Here is a 12,864-nt window from a genome sequence, read left to right as displayed (position 1 = left end):
AATCTTTCCGGTCCACGCGGTTTCCCGCGGCTTGAGCAAAAGGTGACCCCCATGAGCCGACTGCGCATCTTCGAAGAGAACCGCCCCGAACAGCCGCTGTTCGAGAGCACCGACGGCAATGCCATCGCCGCCGAGCTGGCGCGCATCGGCGTGACCTTCGAGCGCTGGCACGCGACCAAGCCGATCGAACCCGGCGCCAGCCCCGAGGAGGTGATGGAGGCCTACCGCGCCGACATCGACCGCCTGGTGGCCGAGCGCGGCTTCAGGACCGTGGACGTGGTCAGCATCGCCCCGGACAACCCCAACCGCGAGGAGATGCGCAGGAAGTTCCTCGACGAGCACTTCCACAAGGAGGACGAGGTGCGCTTCTTCGTCGCCGGCTCGGGCCTGTTCACCCTGCACGTGGACGACAAGGTCTACGAGGTGGAGTGCGTGAAGGACGACCTGATCGCCGTGCCGGACGGCACCCGCCACTGGTTCGACATGGGCCCGCAGCCGAACTTCGTCGCCATCCGCTTCTTCACCGAGCCGGACGGCTGGGTCGGCCACTTCACCGGCACCGACATCGCCCAGCGGTTCCCGCGCTACGAACCGCAGGTGCACTGAAAGCCCGCCGGCACGTCCCGCCGCCCCTCGCCCGCGCGAGGGGCGCTCCGTTTCAAGGATCCCGAATGACCCGCGCCATCGTCACCGACATCGAAGGCACCACCAGCAGCATCTCGTTCGTGCGCGACGTGCTGTTCCCGTACGCCCGCCGCGCCCTGCCCGGCTTCGTCGCCACGCATGGCCACGAGCCGGAGGTGCGGCGCTGGCTGGACGCGGTGGCGGTTGAAGCCGGAGGCCTGTGCCAGGACGCGATGATCGTGGAAACGCTGCAGGGCTGGATCGACCAGGACCGCAAGCACACCGCGCTCAAGGCGCTGCAGGGCATGGTCTGGGAGGCCGGCTACCGCAACGCCGACTTCACCGCGCCGATCTATCCCGACGCGGCCCAGGCGCTGCAGCGCTGGCACGACCTGGAGCTGCCGCTGTACGTGTACTCGTCCGGCTCGGTGCCGGCGCAGAAGCTGTTCTTCGGCCACAGCGACGCCGGCGACCTCACCGGCCTGTTCTCCGGCTGGTTCGACACCGAGATCGGCGGCAAGCGCGAAGCCACCAGCTACGCCAGGATCGCCGAGGCGATCGGCCTGGCGCCGCGCGAGATCCTGTTCCTGTCCGACGTGGTCGAGGAGCTGGACGCGGCCCGTGCCGCCGGCCTGCACACGGTGCTGGTGGATCGCCCGGAGGATTACCCGGAGCCGCGGCTGGAGGATGCCGCGCACGGGCACACCCGGGTCACCGGCTTCCAGGAAATCGCGCTACCGCGCTGAAGCCGGGCAGGCCCGGGCCAAGGCGGTTTTGCCGTTGCTTTCCCCTGCCGTTGGCGCGAATCGGGCACCGCGGGGCCAGTCTTCCCTTGCACGAAGCAGGCAAGGGGCAAAGGCAGCAGCGCCGTAGTCCCGGCTCAGGGCCGTGCTTCCTCCAGCCGGTAGCGCGTGGAAGCCAGCACCTCGCCCTGCCAGCGGTCGAACGCCCGCACCTCCACGGTGTGCTCGCCCGGCGCCAGGCCCGTGTCCAGCGCGCCGCGCCACAGGTGGGTGGACGCGGTCGCCTCGGGCGAGCGGTCGTAGCCGCGCAGCGACCCGGCCAGGTCGTCGGCCGCGTTCTCCACCAGCAGCCGCGGATCGGCGCGCTCGACGCGCCGCATCGGCTTCCACGGACCGCCGTCGATGCGGTATTCCACCCGGGTTTCCGCGTCGCCCATGAACACGTTGGCGAACACGCCCCAGGCCGGGTAGGCGCCCCGGCGCAGCACCTTCGGCGCGTGCAGCGCCATGGCCCGCGTGAATGCCGGATCGGCGCCATTGGCGCGCGCCGGGCGGTAGTCCAGCGCGTAGTTGCCATCGGGCTCCACGGTCAGCAGCGCGTGGCCGATCGGGGTGCCGTCGCTCATGGTCGCATCCGGGATGCCGCGCGCATCCGGCACCCCTGACCAGAAGGCGCCGCAGACCGCGCCGACGTTGTACTCGTGCAGCGGCGCCGGACCATGCCAGCCATCGGCCGGGCCATGCCAGTAGTGCTGCTGGTTATGGCTGTGCCCGCTCAGCACCAGCACCCGCGGGTGCCGGCGCAGCAGCGCGAACAGGCGCTCGCGGTCGGCGGCGCGGAAGGCGCCGCGGCCGCGGTCGAACAGCGGGATGTGCATGCCCAGCACCAGCAGGCGCTCGCGCGGCAGCTGCGCCAGGTAGGCCTCGATGAAGCGGAACTGGTCCTCGCGCAGGCCGCCGGCGTAGCCGGCGCCCTGGCCGGGCGTGGCCACCACGTCGTCCAGCAGCACGAACGCGGCCGCGCCCTCCTCCACCGCATAGGTGTCCGGTCCGTAGATGCGTTCCCAGGCACCGAGCGAGGCCTCGTCCGAGGCCGGGGCGTGGTCGAGGTCGTGGTTGCCGGGGACATGGAACCACGGCACGCCGAGCTGCGTGGTCACCGCGTTGAGCGCCGGGTAGAGGTCGGTGCGGTCGTCGACCAGGTCACCCAGGGTCACACCCAGCGCCGCGTCCGGCCGGCCCAGCGGTTGGACCACGGCACGCCGGTAGTAGTCGATGTCGCGCTCGTTCTTGACCTGGGTGTCGGTGAACACCAGGGCCTGGAACGCCCCCTCGCGCGGTGCCGCCGGCGCCAGCGCGAAGTCGGCGCGGAAGCGCGCGCCCCGGGCCGGCACCCGCGCCCAGAACGCCGGCAGGCCGTCGTCGCCGGCCAGGAAGCGGTGCCCGGCAGGCTTGACCACGAACACCGCCCTGCCCGGCCGCGCCTGCAGGCGGTAGCGGCCCTGCGCGTCGGTGCGCACGAGCTGCTCGCCGTCGGATACCAGCACGCCTGCCAGGCCGGGCTCGCCGCCGCCGCGGCCGGGACGCCCGTCCTGCTCCTGGTAGACCACGCCGGTTACCTCGACCGCGGCCCGCGCCTGGACCGCCGTGCAGCCCAGCGCGGATACGCAGGCCAGCAGCCATGCGGCGCAATGCTTGGACATCGCCCTGCCTCTTCCGGGGAAAACCGGGGATTCTAGGGCAAGGCCCGGCTCAGCCGCCGGCGCGCTGGGCGTGGCGCTCCTCCAGCACCGCCACCGCGTCGGCCAGCGAGAGGCGCCGGGCATGCAGCAGCACGGTGGTGTGGTAGACCAGGTCGGCCACCTCGCCGAGCAGCTGCTCGTCGTTCTGGGCGACACCCGCCAGTGCCGTCTCCACGCCTTCCTCGCCCACCTTCTGCGCGATCCGGCGCACGCCGGCCTCGAACAGCTTCGTGGTGTAGCTGCCTTGCGGCCGCTCGCGTTCGCGCCGGGCCACCAGCTCGTCGAGCTGGGCCAGGAAGCCGATGTCCGGTTCCAGCGTGCGCGGCGGCGGCACCGCGGCGGCATGCGGGGCCGCCTCGAAGCAGCTGGGACGCTGCAGGTGGCAGGTCGGCCCGTGCGGCCGCGCCAGCACCAGCAGCGCGTCGGCGTCGCAATCGGCCTGGATGTCGACCAGCTCCAGCACGTGGCCGGAGGTCTCGCCCTTGGTCCACAGGCGCTGCTTGCTGCGGCTGTAGAACGTGACCAGGCGGCGCGACAGGGTGGCCTGCAGCGCGTCGCGGTCCATGTAGCCGAGCATCAGCACACGCAGGTTGTCGGCGTCCTGGACGACGACCGGCAGCAGGCCGCCGGACTTGTCCCAGTCCAGGGCCTCGGGGAACACGCCGATGCGGCCTACCGCCGCGGCGCCGGGATCTTCAGACATCACGCACCTCGACCTGCCTTTGCCGCAGGTATTTCTTCAGTTCGGGAATGGCGATCGCGCCGCTGTGGAACACGCTGGCCGCCAGCGCGCCGTCCACGTCGGCACGCTCGAAGGCCTCGGCGAAGTGCTCCGGCGCACCGGCGCCGCCGGAGGCCACCAGCGGCACCCGGCACAGCGCGCGCGCCTGGCGCAGCTGGACGATGTCGTAGCCGCGGCGCACGCCGTCGCTGTCCATGCAGTTGAGCACGATCTCGCCGGCACCCAGGCGCTGGGCCTCGACGATCCAGTCCAGCGTGCGCACGCCCAGCGCCCGGGTCTTGCCGGGGTCGCCGGTGTTGGTGCGCACCCGCCACTGGCCGTCGGCCTCGCGGATGGAGTCGATGCCGACCACCACGCACTGCACGCCGAAGGCGCCGGCCAGCTCGGAGACCAGCTGCGGGCGCTCCAGCGCCGGCGAATTGACCGAGATCTTGTCGGCGCCGGCATGCAGCACCCGGCGCGCGGTCTCCACGTCGCGGATGCCGCCGGCCACGCAGAACGGGATGTCGATCAGCCGCGCCACCCGCTCGACCCAGGCGTAGTCGACCGAACGCCCTTCGGGGCTGGCGCTGATGTCGTAGAACACCAGTTCGTCGGCGCCCTGGTCGCGGTAGCGCAGGGCCAGCTCGACGATGTCGCCCATGTCGACGTGGTCGCGGAAGCGCACGCCCTTGACCACGCGGCCCTCGCGCACGTCCAGGCAGGGAATGATGCGGCGGCTCAGCATGGCACGGCCTCCTCCACCGCCAGCGCATCGGCCAGCTGCAGGCGGCCTTCCAGCAGCGCCCGGCCCAGCACCGCGCCGGCGCAACCTGCCTGGCGCGCGCCGGCCACGTCGGCCGCGTCGCGCACGCCGCCGGAAGCCTGCACCGCCACGCCCGGGGCCAGCCGTGCCAGGTGCGCGTACAGCTCCAGGTTCGGGCCGGACAGCATGCCGTCGCGGGCGATGTCGGTGCACAGCAGGTGGCGCAGCCCGGCCTCGACGAAGCGCGGCAGCAGCTGGTCCAGGGTGACGCCGGCGTCCTCGGTCCAGCCGTGCACCGGCAGCTGCCAGGTGCCGGCTTCGTCCTGGCGGGTGTCCAGGGCCACGGTGATGCGCTCGCCGCCAAACTCGGCAAGCCAGCCGATCACCGTCTCCGGCTGGCGCACCGAAAGCGAGCCGACCACTACCCGCGCGGCGCCGGCATCGAGGATCCGGGCCACGTCGTCGCGGCCGCGCACGCCGCCGCCGGTCTGCACCTGCAGGCCGGTCTCGCGCGCGATCCGCCCCAGCAGCGGCGCCAGGGTGTAACCGCCGGCCTTGGCCGCGTCCAGGTCGACCAGGTGCATCCAGCGCGCACCGGCCTGGGCGAAGGCCGCCGCGCGCGGCAGCGGATCGTCGCCGTACCGGGTCTCGCGCGCGTAGTCGCCCTGGGCCAGGCGCACGACGCGCCCGCCGCGGATGTCCAGCGCCGGATAGACGGTGAAGCCCATCAGAAGTCCATCTCCAGGAAATTGCGGAGGATGCGCGCGCCGGTGCCGGCCGAGCGCTCAGGGTGGAACTGGGCGCCGCAGCGCAGGCCGTCGTGCACGACCGCGGTGAACAGGCTGCCGTGGTCGGTGGCGGCCACCGTGGCGGCGGTGATCGGCGCGGCGTAGCTGTGCACGAAGTAGGCCTTCGCCCCCTCCGCCACCCCGTCCAGCAGCGGCGATTCGCGCAGCTTGCGCAGCCCGTTCCAGCCCATGTGCGGCACCCGGATGCAGGAGACCTGCGGCAGGTGGTGGACCACGCCAGGCAGCAGGCCCAGGCATTCCACGTCGCCCTCGTCCGAGCGTTCGTACAGCAGCTGCATGCCCAGGCAGATGCCCATCAGCGGTACCTGCAGCCGCCGCAGCGGCTCGACCAGGCCCTGCGCATGCAGGCGGCGCATGCCTTCAGGGGCGGCGCCGACGCCCGGCAGGATCACCCGGTCGGCGCGTTCCAGGCCGGCGGCGCCGTCGACCACCTGCGGTTGCATGCCCAGGCGTTCCAGCGCGTAGCAGACCGAGCCGAGGTTGGCGCCGCCGGCATCGATGACGACGACGCGTTTGCCGGCCGCGCTCACAGCACCCCCTTGGTCGACGGCAGGGCGTCGCCCTCGCGGCGGATGGCCTGGCGCAGCGCGCGCGCCAGCGCCTTGAAGCTCGCCTCGATCTTGTGGTGGTCGTTGTCGCCGCTCACGCTGATGTGCAGGTTCAGGCCCGCCGCGTCGCACAGCGAGCGGAAGAAGTGCGGCACCAGCTCGGTCGGCATGTCGCCCACCCGCTCGCGGGCGAAGCTGCCCTGGTAGACCAGGTACGGGCGCCCGCTGAAGTCCAGCGCCGCGCTGGCGTGGGTTTCGTCCATCGGCAGGGTGAAGCCATAGCGGCCGATGCCGCGCTTGTCGCCCAGCGCCTCGCGCAGCGCCTGGCCCAGGGCCAGCGCGGTGTCCTCGATGGTGTGGTGCTCGTCGATGTGCAGGTCGCCCTCGGCCTCGATCTCCAGGGCGAAGCCGCCGTGCTTGCCGATCTGCTCCAGCATGTGGTCGTAGAACGGCAGGCCGGTGTGGATCTTCGGATCGGCCGCGCGGTCCAGGTCGACCGCGACGCGGATCTTCGTTTCCCTGGTGTCGCGCTGGACCACGGCGCGCCGCGGCGCGTCGGCCAGCTCGTGGGCGATGCCGGCCCAGTCCCACTCGCCGCCGAACTGCGGGGTCTTCAACTGGAACGCACGGATGCCGAGGTTGGCGGCGAACTCGTTGTCGGTCGGGCGGTCGCCGACCATCGCCGAGCGCTTCCAGTCGATCGAGCGGTCCTGGATGTAGGGCAGCACCAGGCCGATGCCCGGCTTGCGCGTGGGCTTGTTCTCGTGCGGCCAGCTGGTGTCGATAAGCACGTCGCGGAAGCGGATGCCCTGGCTCTCGAACACCTGCATCATCAGGTTGTGCGGGCCTTCGAAGCTCTCCCGCGGATACTTGTCCGTGCCCAGGCCATCCTGGTTGGAGACCATCACGAACTGGTAGCCGGCGTCGCGCAGCTTCAGCAGGGCCGGGATCACGCCTTCGACGAAGCGCAGCTTCTCGTAGGCGTCGATCTGGAAATCTTCCGGCTCCTCGATCAGGGTGCCGTCGCGGTCGATGAAGAGGATCGGGGTCATGCAGCGGCTTCCAGTGCGGCCAGGATGGCCAGCACGCGTTGGTTCTGTTCGGGGGTGCCGACGGTGATGCGCAGGGCGTCGCCCAGCTGCGGCGCGGCACGCTGGTCGCGCACCACCACGCCGGCGGCCAGCAGGCCGTCGAACGCGGCCTGGGCGTCGTCGAAGCGCACCAGCAGGTAGTTGCCGGAGGACGGATAGACCCGGCGCACGCCCGGCGCGGAGGCCAGCGCCGCGGCCAGCCGCGTACGCTCGCTGCGCACCACCGCCACGCGCTCGGCGGTACGCGCCAGCGCCTCCGGCGACAGGCCGGCGACGGCCAGCTCGGCGCACGGCGTCGGGATCGGATATGGCGCCTGGCAGGCACGCAGCACGCGGATGAGCGAGGGATCGGCGATCAGCGTGCCGATCCGCGCGGCCGCCAGCGCATGCGCCTTGGACAGCGTGCGCAGCACGGCGATGTTGCGGTGGCCGCCCATCAGCGTGGTCGCCGAAGGCTGGTCGGAGAACTCGCCGTAGGCCTCGTCCACCACCACCAGTGCGCGCCCGGCCAGGCGCCCGGCCAGCGCGGCGATGCCTTCAAGCGGCACGTCGCCGCCGGTGGGATTGGACGGACTGCACAGGAAGACCAGCTTGGCATTGCCCTGCTCCGCCGCCGCGGCCACTGCCTCGAGGTCGACGATGAAGCCATCGGGGCCATCGACCAGCGGCACCTCGCGCAGAGGTGCGTTCTGAAGCCGGGCGCTGACCGCGTACATGCCGAACACCGGCGGCGTGGCCACCACCGCGTCGCGCTGCGGCACGCACAGCGCGCGCACCAGCAGGTCGATGGCCTCGTCGCTGCCGCGGCCCACCAGAACCTGCGACGCCTCGCAGCCGTAAAGTCGCGCCAGCGCCTGCACCAGCGCGGCCGGCTGCGGGTCGGGATAGCGGCGGCAGCTGCTGCCCGGATCGGCCGGGTTGGCCCAGGGGCTTTCGTTGGCGTTGAGCCAGATCTCGCCATCCAGCGCGTGGCTGCGCGCGGAACTGTAGCCGCCGAAGCCGCGCAGGTCTTCGCGGACCAGGGAAAGCAGGTCGTCGCTCATGCCGCCGCCCCCTCCAGGCGCAGGGCCACGGCATTGGCGTGCGCATCGAGCCGCTCGGCGCGGGCCATGGTCACCGCGCAGTCGCCGATGGCGAGGATGCCCTCGCGGCTGGCCGCCTGCACGCTGACGAAGTTCTGGAAGCTGGCCACGCTCACCCCGCTCCAGGCACGCGCGGCGCCATTGGTCGGCAGGACATGGTTGGTGCCGCTGCAGTAGTCGCCCAGTGCCTCCGGCGTCCAGTCGCCGAGGAACACCGAACCGGCGGCCTCGACCCGGTCCAGCCACTCGCGGGGCTGGCGCAGTGCAAGGATCAGGTGCTCGGGCGCATAGGTGTTGCTGATGGCGAAGGCCTGGTCAAGCGAATCGACCAGGACCAGGCGCGAGGAGGCCAGCGCCTTGCGCGCGATCTCCGCCCGCGGCAGCGCCTCCAGCTGGCTCGCAAGCTCGGCCTCGACGCGGTCGATCAGGCCGGCGCTGTCGGACAGCAGCAGCACCTGCGAGTCCGGCCCGTGCTCGGCCTGCGACAGCAGGTCCGAGGCCACGTAGGCCGGGTTGGCGCCGTCGTCGGCGATCACCAGCACCTCGGAGGGACCGGCCGGCATGTCGATCGCCGCCGCGCCGCACTGGGCGACCTGGCGCTTGGCCTCGTCCACGTAGCTGTTGCCCGGGCCGAAGATCTTGTCGACCTTGGGCACGCTGGCGGTGCCGAAGGCCAGCGCGGCAATCGCCTGGGCGCCGCCGAGCTTGAACACGCGGTCCACGCCGGCCAGCCGCGCGGCCACCAGCACCGCCGGGTCGGCCGTGCCATCGGCGCGCGGCGGCGTGCACAGCACCACCTGGCGGCAACGCGCCAGCGCGGCCGGCACGCAAAGCATCAGCGCGGTCGAAGGCAGCGGCGCGCTGCCGGCGGGAACGTACAGGCCGACGCGCGGCACCGGGCGGATGATGCGTTCGCAGACCACGCCCGGCGCGGTCTCGACGCTGTAGCCCTTGCCCATGCCGGCACGGTGGAAGGCCTCGATGCGCGAGGCGGCACCGGCCATGGCCCGGCGCAGTTCCGGCGACACGGCGGCTTCGGCCGCGGCGAATTCCTCGGCGCTGACCTCGAAACGCTCCAGTTCGACCTTGTCGAAGCGCGCGGTCAGTTCGCGCAGTGCCTCGTCGCCGCGGCTGCGCACTGACTCGAGCACGGCGGCCACGGCCTGGCGGGTGGCGTCGGCCACGACCTGCACCGGACGCGTCAGCGCGCGGGCGCGCCCGGCCTCGTCCAGCGCGGACCACTGCAGCCGGTTCCAGGCCGGCTGCGCGGGGGTGTTCTGCACGGCGCTCATGCCAGCGACCTCTCCACGCCCAGGACCATCAGCTGGCGCGCACCGGCGCGCTCGAGCTCCTCCAGCTGCTGCCAGCTGATCGTACCTTCGCACATGGCCTGCAGGGTCAGGGCGCCATTGGCCGAGGGCAGCTGCACCAGCGGGCCGGCGTCGGCCAGCAGCCGTTCCAGCGCCGGCAGCGCCTCGCGGTCGGCGTTGAACATCAGCAGCTTGCGCTCGCGCACCTGGAGCACGCCGTCCATGCGCCGCAGCAACATCTGCGCCAGCGCGGCGCGGGCGTCGTCGAAGCCACCGACCGGGCCGGCCAGCACCGCCTCGCTTTCCAGCAGGGTTTCCACCGGCTTGAGCTGGTTGGCCTTGAGGGTGGCGCCGCTGGAGACCAGGTCGCAGATCAGCTCGGCCGTGCCCAGGCGCGGGGCGATCTCGACCGAGCCGGACAGCTCCACCACCTGGGCGTCGATCTGCTGTTCCTGCAGCCAGCGCGAGAGGATGGACGGATAGCTGGTGGCGATGCGCAGGCCGCGGCCGCGCAGCTGCGCGGGGCCGGTCCAGTCCCAGTCCTCCGGCACCGCCAGCATCAGCCGGCACTGGCCAAAGCCCAGGCCGCGCAGTTCGCGGTAGGCCTGCGGCAGGCCAACCTGCGCGCGCGCGCCGGCCTGCTCGTCCAGCTCGTTGCGGCCGACCACGCCCAGATCGCAGACGCCGTCGGCGATCAGGCCGGGGATGTCGTCGTCGCGGACCAGCAGCAGGTCGACCGGGAGGGATTCGCCGTAGCAGAACAGCTTGTCGCGGCTCTCGCGCCAGCTCAGGCCGCAGGCAGCCAGCAGCTTGCGGGCCGGCTCGGCCAGGCGGCCGCTCTTCTGGATGGCGATGCGGAGGCGGTCGCGGGTGGCCGCACCCAGGGGGGGACTCATGGGGATGCTCTCTCGCTGGTGGAAGCGCGCAGGGCGACGGCCCGCGCATAACCGCCGGCACCGCGCTCCAGCGTGCGTGCGACCCGGCCGATGGTGGTGACGCTGACCCCGGTCAGCTCGTAGATCTCGCGATAAGGCACGCCTTGCTGCAGCAGCGGCACCACGTGCCAGCGGTCGGTCATGGCCTCCAGCTCCGCCGGAGTGCACAGGTCCAGCAGGAAGGCACGGACGGCCTCCGGCTCGTCCAGCCGGGCAAGGATCGCCGACAACTGCGCCAGACGCTCCTCGAACCCTTCTTCCCCGCCCTTGACCCGCCGTTTCATTCCGAACCAATGTATTAACGCGTTAGCACATTAGAACACGCAGGCCGGACCCAGGTCAAACCGCCTGGCTGGCTGCAAGTCGACCGGGGATGCGGGGAGGCGCCGCGCGCGATCCGGGGCAGGCCTCGCCCCGCCGGGAAGGCCCGGAATGCAAGGATTCCGGCAAGTCGCCCCTGCCCGCTCCCGGAAGAGCAGGAAGACCCGGGCGGCGGGGCGTGCAAGGGTCGCCGCCGGTGCGGCTCAGCCGGCCAGCGCCTCCAGCAGCGCGCCGGAAGCCACCAGCTGGACCATGGTGGCGACCTCGCCGTCCAGCGCGCGATCGCGGTCCAGGAACGGCACCGCCTCGCGGATGCGGGCATGGGCCCGGGCCACCGCCGTGCCGGGGTGGAAGGCGTCGGCCGCGGCCAGCTGCGCGCGCAGTTCCTCGACCTCGGCCAGGAAGCGCGCGCGCAGCGGCGCATCCGGCTCCGGGCCACCCTGCACCTTGGCCGCCAGTGCCTGGGCATCGGCGCGCCGGGCCAGCGCGCGGGCGGCGTTGATCATGTCCCGGCGCAGGTCCAGCGCCTGGGCCGCGGTGTACAGCTCCAGCGCCAGCACCTTGCCCAGGCCCTCGACCATGGCCAGCACGTGGCGCGCCTCGTTGGCACCCATCGACACATGGTCCTCGGCATTGGCGCTGGTCGGCACCGAGTACACCGAGGCCGGGTGGGCGCGGCTGGCCAGGTCGTTGACGATCGCCGCGGCGGTGTACTGCACGATCATGTGGCCGGATTCGGTGCCGTCCTCGTTGCCGATCAGGAACGCCGGCAGGCCGTCGTTGGTGGCCGGATCGACCAGCTTGTTCAGCCGGCGCTCGGAGATCGAAGCCAGGGTCGGGATCGCCGCCTTGAGGTAGCTGAGCGCCAGCGCCAGCGGCATGCCGTGGAAGTGGCCGGCGGAGATCACCTGCTCCTCCACGTGCGCCGCGTCGGCCTTGTCCGGGAACACCAGCGGGTTGTCGGTGACCGCGTTGAGCTCGATGTCGAGCACCCGCGCCGCCTGCGCGGCGGCATCGCGCACCGCGCCGTGCACCTGGGGGATGCAGCGCAGCGAATAGCTGTCCTGCGGCTGGTGCTTCTTGCCGCCGCGGAACGGCAGGAAGCGCTGGTAGAACTTCTCGCGCCCGTGGCGCTGGTCGGCCGGCACCCAGTCCCAGCCGATATCGAAACGCAGCCCGCGCGACTCCTCCGTGTCCCAGCTCGATGGCAGCCACGGCCGGAACTTCGGCACCAGGTGGTACGGGATGTCGGCCAGGGTCGAGCCGGAAAGCAGGCGCCGCAGGTTGGCCGCCACCTGCACCTGGCCCGGGTGCGGGCGCAGCGCGTGCACCTCCTCGGCGAACGCGCCCAGGCGCCCGGCGAAGGCGTCGATGGTCATGGCCGCGGCCAGGTCGGCCGTGTCCAGCATCAGCTCCAGCCGGTGCAGCGCCAGCACGCCCATGGCCAGCATCTGCGCGGTGCCGTTGTTCAGCGCCAGGCCTTCCTTGTACGACAGCGACACCGGCTCCAGCCCGGCGCGGCGCAGCGCCTCGGCGCCCGGCATGCGCCGCCCCTCGAAGAACGCCTCGCCGCCGCCCAGCAGGACGATGGCCAGGTGCGACAGCGGCGCCAGGTCGCCGGAGGCGCCGACCGATCCCAGCTGCGGCACCACCGGCACGATGCCGGCGTTGAGCATGGCCGCCATCGCCTCCAGGGTCTGCACCCGGATGCCGGAATGGCCCTTGAGCAGGGTGTTGAGGCGGATGCACAGCATCGCCCGCACCACGTCCGCGGCCATCGGCTCGCCGACGCACACGGCGTGGGTGACGATCAGGTTGCGCTGCAGCTCCTCGTGCAGGGAGCGCCCCGAAGGCGCCGCGCCGGGCAGTTCGTCGCGCAGCGGATGCGCGCCCAGCAGCTTGTCGGCGTTGCTGCCGAAGCCGGTGGACACGCCGTAGATCGGTTCCTCGCGGCGCACCTGCTCGGCGAGGAAGTCCGCCGCGCGCGCCACCGCCTGCAAGGCCTCCGGATCCAGCGCGACCTTCGCGCCTTGGGCCACGGCCACCAGCTGGCCGCGGGTCAGGGATTGCCCGTCGAGACGGATCGTCGTCATGCGCCTGCCTGTTGCGCTGTGCGATGAGGAAGGCGCCGGCGTGCCCGGCGCCGGGAGGCACCGGCCCGCGGCATGGCGG

The 12,864-nt window shown here is 72.3% G+C and carries 13 protein-coding genes; 2 read left to right on the top strand and 11 right to left on the bottom strand.

Annotated elements, in window-relative coordinates:
- The first annotated feature begins 51 nt into the window (after positions 1 to 51).
- Both EIM47_RS04570 and mtnC read left to right on the top strand, forming a co-directional pair.
- Entirely contained in the window at positions 52 to 606 is a 555-nt protein-coding gene (locus EIM47_RS04570) for an acireductone dioxygenase (protein ID WP_019399719.1), read from the top strand.
- A gap of 65 nt (positions 607 to 671) precedes the next feature.
- Positions 672 to 1,370 (top strand): acireductone synthase, encoded by a 699-nt coding sequence (gene mtnC, locus EIM47_RS04565; protein ID WP_019399718.1) that lies wholly within the window; start codon positions 672 to 674, stop codon positions 1,368 to 1,370.
- Positions 1,371 to 1,504: 134 nt separating this feature from the next.
- On the opposite strand, the gene EIM47_RS04560 is transcribed toward mtnC, so the two are convergent.
- The 11 genes from EIM47_RS04560 to EIM47_RS04510 form a co-directional block, all read right to left on the bottom strand.
- Positions 1,505 to 3,070: a calcineurin-like phosphoesterase family protein gene (locus tag EIM47_RS04560; RefSeq protein ID WP_019399717.1), complete on the bottom strand. Its 1,566-nt coding sequence runs from the start codon at positions 3,068 to 3,070 to the stop codon at positions 1,505 to 1,507.
- Positions 3,071 to 3,119: 49 nt separating this feature from the next.
- Positions 3,120 to 3,812 carry a bifunctional phosphoribosyl-AMP cyclohydrolase/phosphoribosyl-ATP diphosphatase HisIE gene (gene hisIE / locus EIM47_RS04555; RefSeq protein WP_051403638.1) on the bottom strand — a complete coding sequence of 231 codons (693 nt, stop codon included), beginning with the start codon at positions 3,810 to 3,812 and terminating at the stop codon, positions 3,120 to 3,122.
- Positions 3,805 to 4,578 carry an imidazole glycerol phosphate synthase subunit HisF gene (hisF, locus tag EIM47_RS04550; RefSeq protein ID WP_125076256.1) on the bottom strand — a complete coding sequence of 258 codons (774 nt, stop codon included), beginning with the start codon at positions 4,576 to 4,578 and terminating at the stop codon, positions 3,805 to 3,807. The genes hisIE and hisF overlap by 8 nt, the downstream gene beginning before the upstream one ends.
- Positions 4,572 to 5,324, bottom strand: coding sequence for a 1-(5-phosphoribosyl)-5-[(5-phosphoribosylamino)methylideneamino]imidazole-4-carboxamide isomerase (hisA, locus tag EIM47_RS04545; protein WP_028914698.1), 753 nt, complete (start codon positions 5,322 to 5,324; stop codon positions 4,572 to 4,574). Before hisA ends, hisF begins: the two co-directional genes overlap by 7 nt.
- Complete coding sequence (hisH, locus tag EIM47_RS04540) at positions 5,324 to 5,935, bottom strand: imidazole glycerol phosphate synthase subunit HisH (RefSeq protein WP_028914699.1); 612 nt, start codon at positions 5,933 to 5,935, stop codon at positions 5,324 to 5,326. Before hisH ends, hisA begins: the two co-directional genes overlap by 1 nt.
- Positions 5,932 to 7,005, bottom strand: a complete 1,074-nt coding sequence (hisB, locus tag EIM47_RS04535) for a bifunctional histidinol-phosphatase/imidazoleglycerol-phosphate dehydratase HisB (protein WP_019399712.1) — start codon at positions 7,003 to 7,005, stop codon at positions 5,932 to 5,934. The genes hisH and hisB overlap by 4 nt, the downstream gene beginning before the upstream one ends.
- On the bottom strand, positions 7,002 to 8,087 hold the full coding sequence (gene hisC / locus EIM47_RS04530) for a histidinol-phosphate transaminase (RefSeq protein ID WP_125076255.1): 1,086 nt from the start codon (positions 8,085 to 8,087) through the stop codon (positions 7,002 to 7,004). The genes hisB and hisC overlap by 4 nt, the downstream gene beginning before the upstream one ends.
- Complete coding sequence (gene hisD / locus EIM47_RS04525) at positions 8,084 to 9,418, bottom strand: histidinol dehydrogenase (RefSeq protein WP_125076254.1); 1,335 nt, start codon at positions 9,416 to 9,418, stop codon at positions 8,084 to 8,086. Before hisD ends, hisC begins: the two co-directional genes overlap by 4 nt.
- The gene (hisG, locus tag EIM47_RS04520) at positions 9,415 to 10,332 is read right to left on the bottom strand and encodes an ATP phosphoribosyltransferase (protein WP_019399709.1); all 918 of its coding nucleotides are present in this window, start codon (positions 10,330 to 10,332) and stop codon (positions 9,415 to 9,417) included. The genes hisD and hisG overlap by 4 nt, the downstream gene beginning before the upstream one ends.
- Positions 10,329 to 10,655 carry a YerC/YecD family TrpR-related protein gene (locus EIM47_RS04515; protein ID WP_028914702.1) on the bottom strand — a complete coding sequence of 109 codons (327 nt, stop codon included), beginning with the start codon at positions 10,653 to 10,655 and terminating at the stop codon, positions 10,329 to 10,331. Before EIM47_RS04515 ends, hisG begins: the two co-directional genes overlap by 4 nt.
- Positions 10,656 to 10,895: 240 nt before the next feature.
- On the bottom strand, positions 10,896 to 12,785 hold the full coding sequence (locus EIM47_RS04510; RefSeq protein ID WP_125076253.1) for an aromatic amino acid lyase: 1,890 nt from the start codon (positions 12,783 to 12,785) through the stop codon (positions 10,896 to 10,898).
- Between the last annotated feature and the right edge of the window lie 79 nt (positions 12,786 to 12,864).

It is taken from the genome of Pseudoxanthomonas sp. SGT-18 (assembly GCF_003931645.1).
Lineage (GTDB): Bacteria > Pseudomonadota > Gammaproteobacteria > Xanthomonadales > Xanthomonadaceae > Pseudoxanthomonas.
The sequence above is the reverse complement of the archived record's forward strand: the minus strand, read 5'-3'. Positions and strand labels throughout refer to the sequence as shown.

What these genes read in the sequence shown, in the direction of transcription:
- EIM47_RS04570 (WP_019399719.1), top strand. Translation starts at nt 52, where the DNA reads ATGAGCCGACTGCGCATCTTCGAAGAGAACCGCCCCGAACAGCCGCTG.
- mtnC (WP_019399718.1), top strand. Translation starts at nt 672, where the DNA reads ATGACCCGCGCCATCGTCACCGACATCGAAGGCACCACCAGCAGCATC.
- EIM47_RS04560 (WP_019399717.1), bottom strand. Translation starts at nt 3,070, where the DNA reads ATGTCCAAGCATTGCGCCGCATGGCTGCTGGCCTGCGTATCCGCGCTG.
- hisIE (WP_051403638.1), bottom strand. Translation starts at nt 3,812, where the DNA reads ATGTCTGAAGATCCCGGCGCCGCGGCGGTAGGCCGCATCGGCGTGTTC.
- hisF (WP_125076256.1), bottom strand. Translation starts at nt 4,578, where the DNA reads ATGCTGAGCCGCCGCATCATTCCCTGCCTGGACGTGCGCGAGGGCCGC.
- hisA (WP_028914698.1), bottom strand. Translation starts at nt 5,324, where the DNA reads ATGGGCTTCACCGTCTATCCGGCGCTGGACATCCGCGGCGGGCGCGTC.
- hisB (WP_019399712.1), bottom strand. Translation starts at nt 7,005, where the DNA reads ATGACCCCGATCCTCTTCATCGACCGCGACGGCACCCTGATCGAGGAG.
- hisC (WP_125076255.1), bottom strand. Translation starts at nt 8,087, where the DNA reads ATGAGCGACGACCTGCTTTCCCTGGTCCGCGAAGACCTGCGCGGCTTC.
- hisD (WP_125076254.1), bottom strand. Translation starts at nt 9,418, where the DNA reads ATGAGCGCCGTGCAGAACACCCCCGCGCAGCCGGCCTGGAACCGGCTG.
- hisG (WP_019399709.1), bottom strand. Translation starts at nt 10,332, where the DNA reads ATGAGTCCCCCCCTGGGTGCGGCCACCCGCGACCGCCTCCGCATCGCC.
- EIM47_RS04515 (WP_028914702.1), bottom strand. Translation starts at nt 10,655, where the DNA reads ATGAAACGGCGGGTCAAGGGCGGGGAAGAAGGGTTCGAGGAGCGTCTG.
- EIM47_RS04510 (WP_125076253.1), bottom strand. Translation starts at nt 12,785, where the DNA reads ATGACGACGATCCGTCTCGACGGGCAATCCCTGACCCGCGGCCAGCTG.